This is a genomic window from Micromonospora sp. NPDC047548 (assembly GCF_040642975.1).
Taxonomy (GTDB): domain Bacteria; phylum Actinomycetota; class Actinomycetes; order Mycobacteriales; family Micromonosporaceae; genus Micromonospora.
The window spans coordinates 1-13825 of the sequence record NZ_JBEYTI010000082.1; the positions used below are offsets into that span (position 1 = coordinate 1).

The 13825-nt window shown below is 67.3% G+C and carries 14 protein-coding genes and 1 pseudogene; 7 read left to right on the forward strand and 8 right to left on the reverse strand.

What is annotated here, in order from left to right:
- Nucleotides 1-332 precede the first annotated feature (332 nt).
- The 4 genes from ABZ807_RS32150 (at nucleotide 333) to ABZ807_RS32165 (ending at nucleotide 3893) form a co-directional block, all read left to right on the forward strand.
- Nucleotides 333-713 carry a hypothetical protein gene (locus ABZ807_RS32150; RefSeq protein ID WP_357166535.1) on the forward strand — a complete coding sequence of 127 codons (381 nt, stop codon included), beginning with the start codon at nucleotides 333-335 and terminating at the stop codon, nucleotides 711-713.
- Between the two features lie 740 nt (nucleotides 714-1453).
- Entirely contained in the window at nucleotides 1454-1915 is a 462-nt protein-coding gene (locus ABZ807_RS32155) for a GntR family transcriptional regulator (protein WP_357166541.1), read from the forward strand.
- On the forward strand, nucleotides 1912-2832 hold the full coding sequence (locus ABZ807_RS32160) for an ABC transporter ATP-binding protein (RefSeq protein WP_357166544.1): 921 nt from the start codon (nucleotides 1912-1914) through the stop codon (nucleotides 2830-2832). The genes ABZ807_RS32155 and ABZ807_RS32160 overlap by 4 nt, the downstream gene beginning before the upstream one ends.
- Nucleotides 2829-3893, forward strand: a complete 1065-nt coding sequence (locus ABZ807_RS32165) for an ABC transporter permease (protein ID WP_357166547.1) — start codon at nucleotides 2829-2831, stop codon at nucleotides 3891-3893. Before ABZ807_RS32160 ends, ABZ807_RS32165 begins: the two co-directional genes overlap by 4 nt.
- A gap of 205 nt (nucleotides 3894-4098) precedes the next feature.
- Here ABZ807_RS32165 and ABZ807_RS32170 read toward each other — a convergent pair whose 3' ends face one another.
- Nucleotides 4099-4611 carry a polyketide cyclase gene (locus tag ABZ807_RS32170; protein WP_357166550.1) on the reverse strand — a complete coding sequence of 171 codons (513 nt, stop codon included), beginning with the start codon at nucleotides 4609-4611 and terminating at the stop codon, nucleotides 4099-4101.
- A 326-nt stretch (nucleotides 4612-4937) separates the two neighbouring features.
- Here ABZ807_RS32170 and ABZ807_RS32175 point away from each other — a divergent pair, with 326 nt between their 5' ends.
- Entirely contained in the window at nucleotides 4938-5132 is a 195-nt protein-coding gene (locus ABZ807_RS32175) for a hypothetical protein (RefSeq protein WP_357166553.1), read from the forward strand.
- A gap of 48 nt (nucleotides 5133-5180) precedes the next feature.
- Here the strand turns inward: ABZ807_RS32175 and ABZ807_RS32180 are convergent, their stop codons facing one another.
- On the reverse strand, nucleotides 5181-5675 hold the full coding sequence (locus ABZ807_RS32180) for a hypothetical protein (protein ID WP_357166556.1): 495 nt from the start codon (nucleotides 5673-5675) through the stop codon (nucleotides 5181-5183).
- 85 nt (nucleotides 5676-5760) lie between these two features.
- Complete coding sequence (locus ABZ807_RS32185) at nucleotides 5761-6213, reverse strand: hypothetical protein (RefSeq protein WP_357166559.1); 453 nt, start codon at nucleotides 6211-6213, stop codon at nucleotides 5761-5763.
- A gap of 159 nt (nucleotides 6214-6372) precedes the next feature.
- On the opposite strand from ABZ807_RS32185, the gene ABZ807_RS32190 reads away from it, so the two are divergent.
- Entirely contained in the window at nucleotides 6373-7548 is a 1176-nt protein-coding gene (locus ABZ807_RS32190; RefSeq protein ID WP_357166562.1) for an SMI1/KNR4 family protein, read from the forward strand.
- Between the two features lie 577 nt (nucleotides 7549-8125).
- Here ABZ807_RS32190 and ABZ807_RS32195 read toward each other — a convergent pair.
- The 5 genes and pseudogenes from ABZ807_RS32195 to ABZ807_RS32215 all read right to left on the reverse strand — a co-directional run.
- Nucleotides 8126-8473, reverse strand: a pseudogene (locus tag ABZ807_RS32195) (ADP-ribosylation/crystallin J1); the annotation flags it as partial.
- 420 nt (nucleotides 8474-8893) lie between these two features.
- The gene (locus ABZ807_RS32200; RefSeq protein WP_357166565.1) at nucleotides 8894-9808 is read right to left on the reverse strand and encodes a GNAT family N-acetyltransferase; all 915 of its coding nucleotides are present in this window, start codon (nucleotides 9806-9808) and stop codon (nucleotides 8894-8896) included.
- A 544-nt stretch (nucleotides 9809-10352) separates the two neighbouring features.
- Nucleotides 10353-11012: a GNAT family N-acetyltransferase gene (locus ABZ807_RS32205; RefSeq protein WP_357166568.1), complete on the reverse strand. Its 660-nt coding sequence runs from the start codon at nucleotides 11010-11012 to the stop codon at nucleotides 10353-10355.
- Nucleotides 11013-11230: 218 nt separating this feature from the next.
- Nucleotides 11231-11662, reverse strand: coding sequence for a hypothetical protein (locus ABZ807_RS32210; protein ID WP_357166571.1), 432 nt, complete (start codon nucleotides 11660-11662; stop codon nucleotides 11231-11233).
- Between the two features lie 233 nt (nucleotides 11663-11895).
- Nucleotides 11896-12330, reverse strand: a complete 435-nt coding sequence (locus ABZ807_RS32215; protein WP_357166574.1) for a DUF4259 domain-containing protein — start codon at nucleotides 12328-12330, stop codon at nucleotides 11896-11898.
- 371 nt (nucleotides 12331-12701) lie between these two features.
- On the opposite strand from ABZ807_RS32215, the gene ABZ807_RS32220 reads away from it, so the two are divergent.
- Complete coding sequence (locus tag ABZ807_RS32220; protein WP_357166577.1) at nucleotides 12702-13592, forward strand: DUF1963 domain-containing protein; 891 nt, start codon at nucleotides 12702-12704, stop codon at nucleotides 13590-13592.
- Nucleotides 13593-13825: the final 233 nt, after the last annotated feature.

A 13825-nucleotide genomic window follows, 5' to 3' on the forward strand; every position in this document is an offset into this window, starting at 1 on the left:
GGACCGTGTTGCAGGCGGCATCTCCATGAGTGCGAGTATCGCCGAGGCGTCCGCAGCGGCACGTCTGAACATCCGCTCATGCCGCGATCCGCGCGTCACGCCGTGTAACGGATGGATCTCGGCGCTCAGCGCACGGATCTGCCGATGTGCGTGCGTCTGTCATGAACTCGGTCGCTGGCTTCGAACCCGGCATGCCGGCGGTTGTCAGCCAAAGCGTTGGAACGACTCGTTGGGTTTGCGATGCGTACATGACTGGCTGGTTGGTATGTGGGTGCGGGCTGATGGGTTGCGTCGATGATTCGGGGCCTCCGATTCGCGGGTACGGTTGCGGCATGCGGATACGGCACTCCGGGCGGCTCTCGCTGCGACTCGACTCGATCTACTGTGCGCTCGCGGCAGTGTCGCTGGCCCTGTTCGTAAATCCGGTGTCCGAGCGGGTGGCCGTGCCGCCGGCGGTGACGATCACGATCGCGGTCGGTGTCGCCGGTTGGGCATTCACGCTGCACCTCGTCGCCCGGCGTCCCCGGCTTCGGCCGTGGCTGGTGGGAGTGCTCATTGCCAACGTTGTCGCGGCCACCCTGATTGCCGTGTTCGTGGCGGTCCGTCCGTGGGATGGCCTGTTCACCGTGCTCTCCGCCGCGGTGGCCGTCGAGGTCGCAGCGTTCGCGATCAGCCAAGCCGTGGCCTTACGCAAAGCGGCCGCGGATATTTGAGGAACCAAGAGCGTCGACATTGACGATCGCACCAGATCAACGGTGACCCTTGACGGTACATGTTGAACGAGCAGCCGAGTCGGGCGAGCGCCTCACGCAGGTCAGCATCCTCATGCTGGCGACCGTGCAGGGGCGGTGGGCCGCGCGTGGCTGGGCGGGATGCCACGCTTGCGGTTAAAAGGCCCCGCTCAAGGCGAAGGCGCTGCTGTAGCCGACCGCGCGCGACCGAGGCGAGCGTGGCGGCCAGATCCGCTGCCGGCAGCCCGGTAACCGTTCGATCAAGTATCCGCATCTGCCGCCGTCCGTGCGCGCACACTGATCGCGAGTAGTCACGCTCGGTAGCTGGCCTTTGAGTCGAGCGGGCATCCGGATCTGTCGATGTGCGGGCGTCGTACGGTCGAGCGGCGAGGGCCGCACTTTTGTGCCACGCTCGAGCTCATATTGCGTCGTCCGCCGGAGTGCATGCCCGACTTCATGACTGCGCGGCCCGCGATCGGTCGTGCCGGCATATCGGGTTGGACTTCCCAGCAGCAATCAGCAGCGCGACCGTTCAGGGTGCGGGACAAGGCGTCTGAAGCTGCGGGCTGCCGCCCGATACAGCGACCGCGGCCGGGCAGGCAATGGGGCGAGCCGTTCGATGCCGCCAGCCGCTCGGGCACGTCCTTGCCATGTTGGTTAACTGGTGTTCTACTTCATCAGAACAATCCGCGATGCCCGGAGCGGATAAGGAGGACCACTAGGTGATCAACTTTCATGTCGACCGGTCCAGCAGCGTCCCCGCCTACGCCCAACTGGTGCGGCAGGTGCGTGAAGGGCTGCGGATCGGGACGTTGCGGCCCGGGGACCAACTCCCCACCGTGCGCAGCGTGGTGACCTCGTGCACGGTCAACCCGACCACGGTGCTTAAGGCCTACCGGGAGCTGGAGCTGTCCGGCCTGGTGGAGGCGCGGCAGGGGGCGGGCACCTTCGTCAGCGGAACGCTCGGCCACGCGGATCCCCATGTCATGGCCCGCTTGCGCAGCAGCCTGGCCCGGTGGCTCGGCCAGGCCCGCGAGGCCGGTCTGGAGGACGAGGACGTCCAGGCGCTGCTCGCCTCGGTGATCGTGGAGAACTCGGCGCGCAGGGCCCAGGCTGGCGGCGACCGGACGCAGGCAGAACCGACACCGGGTGCTGGGTTCCGGAGGAGGGAAGGCGCCGCATGAGTGAGGAGTCCATCGCCGTGGAAGCCCGCGACGTGGGCAGGCGCTACGGCACCGTTTGGGCGCTACGGGAGTGCAGCTTCCAACTGCCCGCCAGCCGCATCATCGCGCTGGTCGGTGCGAACGGCGCGGGCAAGTCGACGCTGATGAGCATCATCGCCGGCACGTTGGCGGCCACCAGCGGCTCGCTGCTGGTCAACGGCCGACCGGTGGTGGAGGGCAGGTCCACCAACGGGGGTGGTTCTGCCGGGAGCCGGGTCGCGATCCTGGCCCAGGACAAGCCGCTGTACCGGGACTTCAGTGTGTCGGACATGCTCCGCTTCGGAAGGTCGATGAACCGCGTGTGGGACCAGCGGCGGGCGCTGTCGTGGCTTCAGCGCTTCGACATCCCCCTGGACCGCCGCTGCGGAAAGCTGTCCGGCGGGCAGCGGGCGCAGGTCGCGCTGGCGGTCGCTCTGGGCTCCCGCCCGGCGGTGCTGTTGTTGGACGAGCCCCTCGCGAACCTGGACCCGGTGGCCCGCACCGAGGTGACCGGCGAACTCATGGCGGAGGCCGCCGACAGCGACATGACGATCATGCTGTCGACCCACATCATCGCCGAGCTCAGTGGCGTCGGTGACCATCTGCTGCTGCTCGACGCGGGCCGGCCCGTGCTCACCGGCGATGTCGAGGAGTTGCTCGACAGCCACGTACGGCTGGCCGGGCCCCGCGCGGACCAGCCACCTGGCCCGGGCGCGATCGTCCAGGCGCAGCACACCGACCGCCAGTCCACGTTCGTCCTCCGGCAGCCGGCGTCACCGACGGCGCACGCCGTCGTCGCCCCCGGCTGGACCGCCCAGCCCATCACCCTGGACGAGCTGATCCTGACTTACCTCAAGGCATCGTCCAAGGCACACCGTGATCTGGAGACAGCGGCATGAGCCCGGTCACCCAAGCGCCCGCCTCCACGAAGCGCCAGGACGATCTCGGGTCCGTCGGGGGCGTCCGCGGTCTACTGTGGCTGACCTGGCGTCAGCACCGCGGGGCCCTGATCAGCATGCTCGTCCTGGCCGCGGTCCTGGTGGGCTGGATGACCTACCTGTCCATGGAACTGACAGACCTGTGGCACCAGTGCCACGAAACGTACTGCCCGGAGAACTCCCCGCAAGGCCTGCGGCTCGCCGGGTCCTCACGCCTGGTCCTGACCTTGGGCGCCCTGTCACGGCTGGTGCAGTACATGCCGCTGCTGATCGGCGTGTTCATCGGCGTCCCGCTGCTGACCAGGGAGCACGAGCAGCGAACCCTGCTGCTGGCCTGGAGCCAGGACGTGTCCCCTCAGCGCTGGCTGTGGACCAAGCTGGGCATGCTCGGCCTGTTCGTGACGGCGGTGACCGCGGCCGTCGCCGGCGTCAGCGACCACCTGGCACACCTGGAAACCCAGGTCGCTCCGGGAAGCCTCTTCAACTACGTGCCGTTCCTGAACACCGGGATGCTGCCGGTCGCGATCAGCATCTGCTGGTTCGCTATCGGCGTCGCACTCGGCGCCACGATCAAACGCACGCTCCCCGCCGTGTTCGGCGTGATCGCGGGCTTCATCGGCCTGACCTACCTCGTCCAGTGGCGCTACCCCACCCTCATGAAGCCGCTGTCCGCGCACCTGCAGGTGGGCGGGCCGGACGGCGGTCTGTTGCGCGACAACGCCCTGGTCGTCAAGGGCGGCATGATCGACTACGGCAGCGACGGGCCGTCCGGCGCGTTCGACGCCTCTGGACGCCAGCTCAGCGGCGTCGAGCTCCAACGCCTCTGCCCGCCCGACAACGGTGCCGGCACGATGCTCTCCTGCTACTCCAACAACCATCTCCTGCAGCACCTGCAGTACCAGCCGGGCAGCCGGATCCCCGACTTCCATCTGATCGTCGCGACCGGCTACCTGGGCCTGACCGCGGTGGCCCTCGCCGCCGTCTGGTTAATCGTCCGCCGCACCAACCTCAGCGCGGGCTGACCCCAGCCCCCGAGGTGTCGCACCCCTCGGCAATGACCGCGCCACGACGATATCGATGCAGAAACCCGAACGAAGATGGTCGGCCGGCACGCCGGCCGACCATCTTGACGACGACGCGCTGTCCGCTCATTGGCCGCGATCCGCGCGCTACGCAGTTACGGCAAGTCGCGCCATCAGCGCACGGACATGCCGATGAGGCTGATCCTCAATCCTTGGCCGTGCCCTGGTGGTGGCGCTCGGCGAGTTGCTTCAGGTTCAGTAGCTGACGTCGAGCCATGATCAGGTCGCCGACGGACAGCCCGAGGGCGGCCCAGCGGGTGGTCTGCATGACGACCTTGAGCAGCAAGCGCGTGTCGTGCTCCTGGGGCACGAGGACGTAGGACATGAAAGCGCCCATGATGGTGCCCGTCAGCTGTTTCCCCGGATCGACCGAGACGATCCTGCCCAGCTCCCGCCCACCAGCAGTCGTGAATCTCTCTCCGACTTGCGGCTCGGGAAGGCCTACCAACTCTCGAGGTGAACGGCGGCCAAGGTTGTCGATCCAGTCATAGGAGTATGGCGCAAGCCTCACCTGTGCAACCCACGGCCACACCACTTCGGCAGACGCCTCGACGCGCACACCCCGCCACGCCTGCAGCGCGGGTGAGACGACCAAGTCGTCGCACGGATAGCAGCGCAATATCTCGCTGTCGGTCACGCCCCACCGGTCACCGATCATGCATCCATCCTCCACCAACGCCCGGCATCCGGATCTGCCGCTGTCCGGGCGCCCGCGTTGCTGGCCATGGTGCACGGTCATGGCACGGTGAGCGGATGCCTGACGGGCCGCCTGGCATCATTGCCCTGTGAGCCGACACCGGACCGGGCCACCGAACTCTGTGCTGGCAGGCGCCGACGTGGCGCTCGTGGGCCTATTTCCGGCGAAGGACAAAGAGCTCGACACCAAGCTCGATCTTCTGGCCCACTTCTGTGGAAGCACACGGTGGTCGGGTCGTGAGCCGGCACGTCCAGCGGCGGGGCGTCTCTCACGGCGGTGCGGGCAAGATGACCACTCCGTTCTCGCGACGGACGTTGCTCAGCTCCGGCAAGGCCCGTGAGGTCGCCGACGCGTGCCGGGCGTCCGGAGTCGACGTTGCGGTCTTCGCGAACCCGTTGACCGAACACCAGCGAGCTGTCCTCAATGACATGTTCGACTGTCTCGTGATCAGCAGCGAGGACCTCTTCACACAACATAGGTGAGCGTCCGCCCGTGCCGCGATGAGCGCGACGCCAACGAGCGCCCGCGGCTCAGTCGAACGTGATGCGCTGGGCATCGTGGGGTATCCACGGGCTCGGTCCCGAAGTCCAGCCGTTGTCGTACTGCTCCACGGCCTCGATGAACTTGGCCGGCGGCCGGTAGGAATGGGCGGTGACGTAATGCCAGATGAGCGAGGGTGCGGCGAACAACACGCCCGGCCCGGACGGCACCCTGATCTCAGTGTGTCCCAGCAAGAGGGCGCCGCTCGGATGGTCCACAGAGAGCATCGAACCCTCCGAACGTTTCGGGCAGAAGGGGCGCCGGTGATATCCACGCATCGTGTTGATACGCGGTGCCACGATGATGTCGAGCAGCGCGTTCGCAAACCAGTTCGGGGTGGGTCCTTCCTCGAACGCGTGCGAGGCATCGAGCCAACCGACGTTGATCCGGTCGTATCCGGGCCGGCACTGAAGCCATCCCCAGTCCATTTCGATGATGTCGACGTCGCTGTAGCTATAGGCGCTCAGGTCCTCGAAGTAGGTCACCTGGCGTTCGTACCAGAACGGCCGGTTGCTGCTCTCTCCGGCTCGGCAGCGAGCATCCGCCCATGCCGTTCTCCGAGCAGCCACCTCAACTTGCCGGGCCGTACGACCAGTGCAGCGCGACGTCGGGCTTCATCCGTAGCCACAGGGTGGAAGCCGGCGAGTCGTCCGGGAAATCGACCCGTAGCAGCTCGCGACCATGGATGCGTTCGACTCCGATGCCGCGAACGCCACGCAGATCCAGGTCGAGCAGCTCGGCTCCGTCGGGGACGGTCCGCAACCGTAGCCGAACGACTTCGTATCCCGGCTCGATGTACATCTCTATGTCGTATCCAGCTCGCGTGGTTCGGAACGTCACTGCCGTGTAGGGCCACAGCTCTCGCCAGTCGAACTGGTATCCGGCCTCACGCTCGTCGTCCGCGTACCGATAGACCGGCTCCGCCTCGAACAGCCAGATCAGGTCCTCGTAGCTGGGGACCGGCTCCATGACCACCAGAAGATACTTGCACGGATACCGGAGATGCCCGCGCAGCATCCGCATCTGCCGCATCAAGGTGCTCGTGACAGAGCTTCGTCCGATGCCGCAGCGGCGCTCGACGCGCTCACTCCGTCCTAATCGACATAGACGGTGTGACGTGGTACGACGGCGCTGACCAGGTTCACCACGCTGCGTCGGTGGGGTCTGGCATGATGCCTGGCTGTGGACAGCTCGCGCTTCGCTGACCAGTTCGGTCCGCCGCAAAGCCCGCCGATTCCCATCGACTGGACGGTGGTGGAGTCGTGGCTCGGCCTGCGGCTGCCCGTTGACTACAAGGCAATCGCGTCGGCGTACGGGCCGCTGGACATCGGCGAGCACATCTGGCTCCACGTCCCCTGCGCCCAGGCGGACCGGTTCGACTACGGCACCTGGCTACGCGAGAGCCACCGGTGGGCCCGGATCTCTTCTCGGATGGTCCCGCCGCACGAGCCGCCCGTGTTCCACCCGGCCGTCGGCGGCCTACTCGCCTGGGGCACGACCCGACGATCAGACCTGCTGTTCTGGGACACCTCCGCCTCCGACAACCCCGACGAGTGGCCCGTGGTGATATTCCATGCGGATGCAGTGCATGGTGGCGTCAATCCCTGGCGCGGCTTCGGGGCGTCGCTGCTGGACACGCTGACCGCGCTCGTACACACCGGCCTTGACTTGCCAGGTGGTGGCAGCCTGGGCCCGCTGCCGGCGAGTGCACGCCGGACCGCCTTCCTGCCCGACGCCCGCGCCTGGGCTCCGCCGGTGGCCAAACCGCGCCTAGTGCCCGAGCAGTTGCAGCGCAAGGCACTCACCGCAGGCAGCGGGCTTGACACCCTGCGCCTGCTCGTGCCCCCACCCGAGGCGCCCTGCCTCGGCGACGGCAGCTGGGACGACCTGTTCGCCGAGCTCGGCACCCCCCTGCCGACCGAATACGTCGCCCTCATGGACCTCTACGGTGCCGGCATATGGTCGAACTGGCTCAGGTTCGCCACACCGCTACGCCCAGGCCGAACCCTCGCCGCCTACGCACAGGAGCGGCTCGGCTGGTATCGCGAACTGCGGGACGAGTTCCCCGAGTACCATCCGCTGCCAATCTGGCCGGACCCCGGCGGGTTCCTGCCGTTCGCGAGCTCCATCGACGGCGACAGCCTCGGCTGGCTGACCGACGGCGAGCCCGACCGTTGGCAGCTCATCGTCGAACCCCGCCATCACGAGCAGGGCCCGCCGCTGCCGTGTACGCTCACCGACCTGCTGCTCAGCTGGCTGCGGGGCCAGCCGGCCGCCCGCGAGTTCCCCCGCCTGGACCCGCTCGACGATCCGCTGGAGTTCGCCGACTTCCAACCGTGGACCGACACGGCGTACTGACGAAGTACTCGCCAACGGTTACGTCTGCTCAGATCCAGTCCTCAACGACCGTACCGAGCTCAGGAATCTGCACGCCGTCACCGTAGTCTTCGCTATGGAGCCAGCTCTGGTGAGGCATCCGCATCTGCCGCGAGGTGGGTTCGACGATGCTCGCCGATGTCCGCTAATCCCCGAAGTCGAACGCGAAGGTGCCCGCCTCGATGCGGGCGATGAGTTCGCCGCCATCGTCGGCTTGCCGGATGGCGCTGTCCCATCCGCTGCTGGTGAGGTCGACCAGCAGCACCGGTGCGGGGTCGCTGCGCAGGTCGAGCACGAGTTGTTCACGGGATCCGTTACCGCCGATGATCGCGATGCCGGGGTGCGCGTCGGTGCTCTGGTCCCATGCGTGGTGCAGTTCAAGCATCTCGCGTGGTGTGTTGAGCGAAACGTAGGCTCCGCTTATCATCCACCCTCGCCGGAACCAAGACGCCGCTTGCAGGTAGGCCCGCCACGTGACTGGTAGTGCTGTGCCCAGCGCGTGGTGGGCGTCGGTGAACTCCTGGTCGCCCACGGGACCGCGGTAGTCGGCTTCCTCGATGATCGCGCCGACGATGTGGGCGTTGAGGTCGGCGAGCTCTTCTGCGGGGATCCAGTATTCCAGTACGTCGCGGCCGCCGACCTGATGAACCTCGTAGCGGTCCAGGTACGCGCGCTGGACCTGGAACCGGGTCACGTAGCCGACGCCACCGGCGGGGACGTTCCACTCGCGGGCGATCTTTGTGGCGTACCAGCGGTTGAGTACCGGATAGAAGATCGGCTGGCCTGGCAGGCGTGGTGGCCAAGCCCGCCATCCGGACGCCGCGGCAAGGTTGAGTTCGGCCTGCCCGGTGGGCCGCCACAGGGTGATCGTGTCGGAGGCGTCGATGGGTCTGCTCCCTGCAACCATGGTTGTCGCGTGCTCGTGGCGAGCCACGCCGGCAATATTCTGATGCTGTCGCCCCCGGGCGTTACTGCGGCCCTGTCGGCCAGTCGGCAAGTGCATGGAACCAGGTGCACGAATCTGCCGCGATGCGCGCCCTGCAGCGTCACGAGGGGCTGCGCTGATCGGTGTCCGGACATGCCGAGTTGAGTGCGTGGGTTGGTGGAGTCACGTGGGGGCCGCGCCGCGTATGGGTTTCGCTGGGCCATCGCCCGCCTTGGTGGGAGGGGCGACGACTAGATCGTGATCGAGCCTCTTCCAGGAGCCCGGCGCTGCCATCGAGGCGGAGGTTTCGGCGTAGCGCGTCGATCATCGGCCGATGAAGCGTTCATGGCCAACGGCATGAGGCCCACGGCTGGCTGGCCATGAGCCTCATGCCGTACCGGATTACGCCGGCTGGCTCAGAATGAGTCGCCGCTGCGCCACCGGATACCCGGCTCGGGCGAACGTGGCGGCCATCGGTGTGTTCGTCAGGTCGGTGTCGGCAGTGATGACCTCTGCGCCCTGCTCGACCAGGATGTGGGTGCCCTCGGCGAGCAGGTCGTACGCGTAGCCGTGCCCCCGCGCCTCTGGCAGCACCCCGACGTAGGCGATGATCGGCGAGGCGTGGTTGCGTGCGGGTATCACGATTCCGGTGAGGTTGCCGGCCGTGTCGCGAGCCAGGCGCCACCAGTCGCGTGGACTCGGCAGCCAGGTCAGGAACTCTAGGTCGTCGGCGAGGGCCGCCTCGACGCCGTCCCGCTCGATCGCCTGATGCTGGTGGAAGTCGAGGCTGCCGGTCAGGATGCGGCGCAGCACGTCGTGGAGTACCGCGTCGTCGGAGACGGGGTGGTACGTCAGCCGCGTCGGGCGCTCTGGCAGGCCGTCGGCCGGCGTCCACCGGTACCGCAGCCGCTCGATGACCGGGATGAATCCGGCGGCGCCGGCGGCGGTGATGCGCGACTGGGCCGCGCGGTGCGTCTCGGGGACGTCGCGCCAGTCGGGTGGCAGCATGAGGTGGTAGTCGACGGTGAAACTGGCGGCGCGGAGCAACTCCGCACCCGCCATCGGGTCGGTGCCGGGATCGAACCAGTCCAGCGCCACCGGGGCGCTGTCGTCGGGCCCGCCCCACCAGGCGGCCCGCGCGATGATCGTGTCGCCGTCGAGGGCTACCCAGGTCCACTCGGGACGGTATTGGCGGGCGGCCATGGTCTCGGCGAAGTCGCGGCCGAGCAGGGCCATGCCAACGGTGGGCGGCTCGGGCATGGACTGGAACAGCGTGTGCTCGCCCGCGCGCAGCGGGCGGATGACCAGGTCGGTCACGGGAACATCCTCTACGGGAGAAGCGGCGTGCTCCCGGGATTCAGCAGTCGCCCGGACGGGTCGGGAGCACGGACGGACGGAACACCATCGCGCTCACCTCCTTCGTCGCTACGGGCGCGGTGACGAACCTATCACGCCGCCGGGTGTCGCTTCGACACCAGAGCAAGCCCGTTCGGGTCCGACGGCATGGGCCCAGCGGTGATGCTTGAGGGGCGGCTGACCTGCGACGATGCGGGCGAGCGGGCCGGCAGGAACTCCCAGGAAACACCGAAGTGGTCAGGGTTCGCTGCTCCCCGCGTGGTGGTGCAGCGTTCGTCTTGCGGTCCGCTGACGCCAGCCAAGAGTGTCTTGCCGCATCGACGTATGGCTCTGGGTCCCGCCGTGCTGGCGTTGATATGGATCCCGAGAGCTGAGACTCGAATCCCACGGCCAACCCTCTGACCAGGGCTTCCTGCTCGATGACCTCTTTGGCGGCTCCGAAGGTGTCGACTCGTGGGTTCACTCGACCGGTCCGCGGCGCACTGTCATGTCGATCACCGAACGTTCAAGGCACCGCCGGCGCTTCGATTATCGAATCGTCCATATCGCGGTGTCGCCGCCCGTTGGCGAAGCGGTCGCGGTGGGCGGGCCACTCGTCGGCGAGCATGGCGAAGTCGAGTTCAGTGCTCCATTCGCCTTTGAAAAGCTCGTTGTGGACCAGACGGGCCTCCTTTCGCATCCCGAGCCGGCGCGCCACCTTCGCTGAGGCATCGTTGCGCTCATCGAGCCGGGCGACGATGCGGTGCAGGCCCAGCTCGTCGAAGCCGAGTCGAAGTAGCGCGTGTGCCGCTTCGGTGGCGTAGCCATGGCCGGCGAAGTCGGGGTTCAGGATGTATCCGATTTCCCCGCCGCGGTGCTCCCGGCTGTGCCAGAACAGGACCACGTCGCCGACGAGTCCGCCGGTTCGGGCGAGCTCGATGCCGAGCGTCAAGGCCTGGCCCTCGTCGGTGAGTGCGATGGTGGCCCACTGCGCCGCGAGTCGTTCGCCGATCAGCTGACGGTCCATCGGCTCGAAAGGCACGTAGCGGCAGACATCGGGCTGGCTTCGGTAGGCCAGCAGAGCGTCGACGTCGCTGACGGTCAACGGACGTAGCAACAGATGCTCGGTCCGGATCGGATAGGCGGGACGCAACTCGGGCTGTCGGTTGGGTGACACGCCGAGCATCGTGCCACCCGACGGTCTCCCGCACCCTCCGTTTTCTGGGTGCGCGCGAACTCGGCGCCGGTGACCGTGCTCATCTGCCGCCGACCGGGCGTCACAGCGCGTGACGGATCTGTCGTGGCGGTCGACGCATGGTCCTGCCGACGTCAGTGAGTCATGAGGTCTCGCGCCTCTCCGAGGACGCGCCACGACCGGCGGCCGAGACAAGTTCGTTTCCGGCCTTACCCGTCCGCCAATGGCTGATTCGCCAGTTCGATGGCGTAGGTGTCGGCCGCGTCGATGTCGGCGACTGCCTGTTGGGCGACCGTCTGCTCTCCTCGCGCGTCTCCTCGCGCGCGAAGCAGACGCACCAGAAGGTATAGGGCGGTCTTGTCGCCGCGCTCGGCACGCCGCCGTAGCTCGCTGTCGCGGCCTTCCTCATACAGGAACCTGTCTAACCGGCGCCGTGCGTGAACGTCGGTCTTGGCGAGCTCGGCCAACTCATGCAAGAGCCCGGCCTTCACGAGCAACTCCATATGCCACAGGTGCGCGTCGTGTCGGTAGTGATCACGGCTGTAGCACTCGGAGAATCCGCTGACCATAGCGATTGCCGTAGCCCAGTCGCCACGCCCTTCGGCCGCTTCCGCCGATGCCCGGTCGAACGGTGCTTCCATCGCCACAGTATGACGAGTTCCAGCGTTCCGACCGCACTGCGCGTAGGCGCTGCTGCGCCGCGCCGATCTGCCGCCGGGAGAATGGGCATCCCGCCCAAGATCAGGTATCCGGATCTGCCGCCGAGCCTGCGCGTTGACCGCCGGCGCCCTCACCTTGCGTAGCAGCCCCGCTGTGGCTTCGCGGATGAGTGGCTTTAACCAGCTTCTGCGGAGGACGCGTTGGGTATCGCCGGTTAGAGATCGAAGAGAGTCTCAACTTGCGGTGGGTCGAGGACATTGCGTAGATCATTGATGGTCTGACGCCACGCCGAGTCACTGGAAGCCTCTACCCAGCATTCGGCGAGCCAGGACGGCGTCGTGACCACGCGGTCCAAGGCGTCGATGGCCAACCGTCTGAGGTAGCCCGGGAACTGCGGCATCGGCGTGGAGGGGCCATAGTTCGAGCAGACCGGCTCGCCTCCAGGGCACTGGGCAGCAATTAGGGCGGCAGCAGCTACGGCCCGAGGGGCATCCCCGAGGTCGAGGTCGTCCGTAGTGCTGGCGATGGCAATACGGTCCAGCACGCTGCCGACCATTTCGATGCGTGCCTCCGCCGTCGCCTCGTCCAGATCGCCTGCGAAGTCCGCGGCGTCATCGTTGCCGAATGGGCTGACATCCCAGAAGCCCATCGCCACCACCTTTCCCGCTGCAGCCCGAACGATCTTCACACGCCGCTGTGCGCGGTGACATCACGAGGCCAGCAGGACCCGCCCGCGGAGCAGGTCAAACCCGGCTCGGCCGCACATCTGCAGCGGTCGAGGATGGCCGACAGTCGGTCGGTGTCACCGGTCGACGAGGTGGCCGTTGGCATCCTCTTCTGCCGCAGACCGGGCATTGCAGCGCGTGACGGATCTGCAGTGGCGCTCGGCGCGCTCTCATGCCGAGATGTGCGCACCCGATCACGGCGGCAGCGATGCCGACGACAGCGCGTGCGGGCCGTGGGGCACCCGGTCGCCGGGCTCGCCCTCTGGTCGTTGTCTTCGTGGCACCATGTTGCGCTATGGATCATCAGGGGCAGTTTCGTCGTGCAGCGCTCGCGTTGGGCATCCCGGACGACGAGGTCAGCCGGTTCATCCAGCACCTCCGTTTGTCGATCCGGTTGAGCGGGGGATCCGGCGGTGTTCCGGTCGGGCAGTTCGGTGGGTTGCCCTGGCTGCCGGTGGGCATGGACTGGCCGTCCGACGGGGTTAGTCCGTTGCCGTTCATCTTCTCGGTCGACTGTGCGGCGCTGCCAAGAGTCGACGGCTTCGGCCTGCCGGCAGACGGCTCGCTGCTGTTCTTCCTGGACCACGAGCAGGCCGCTGCCACCGGGGAGCGGAGGTACGGGCGAGTCGTGTATGTGCCGGCCGGTACCGATACCGAGATGGCGACAGGATCCACCGACGACGCGTTCGTCGGCGAGCAGTACGACGTCGGCGCCACGCTGCGCGCGGAGTTCCCCGATTGGTTCGGGGCGGACGACGAGGACGAGGAGGACGAGGACGAGGACGACCTGTCGCCCTTCCAGCAGCAGTTGGCCCGTGACCTCGAGCGTGACCTGCCGCACCTGGACGAACTCTGTGCTCTGGCCAACGATCTCTGGCCGCCTGGCAACGGGCTCGCCAGCGCCTATATCGGCGGGTATGCCGACGAGGAGGTAATCGAGAGTATTGCGGAGCAGACCCTCGCGTGGCGCGAGAAGACCGGCGAGATCGTCATCCCGGTCGCGAAATGGTATTCCCATGTGGAGAAGGAGACGCACCGGCTGACGAGTGAGTGGGTGTCGCTCGCCCGCTTTCCCATAGACAACGAGCTCTATTACCGGAGCGACGGGAGTTTCGTGATCCGTCACGACGACCTGGCCGCTGGTCGGCTGGACGAGGCACTTTCCGTGGCTGAGTTGATCCCATAGAACACCGGCGGCGCCGGATACGGCCACGATCTGCGTTGCCTGCGATGCCGACGTCAGATGCTGGGCATCCGCTCACTGGGCAGACTCTTCCTGTCGGCGGTCTCGTCGGGCACCGTGTCTGGTGCCGGCGGTCTCGGTTCGTCGGCGCACCTGGCCCCCACCGGGCCACCGCCTCGTCCGCTCGACCGTGAGAGGTCCGGCATGAGTTCCGCGGGGCCCGGTGGTTCCAGGAC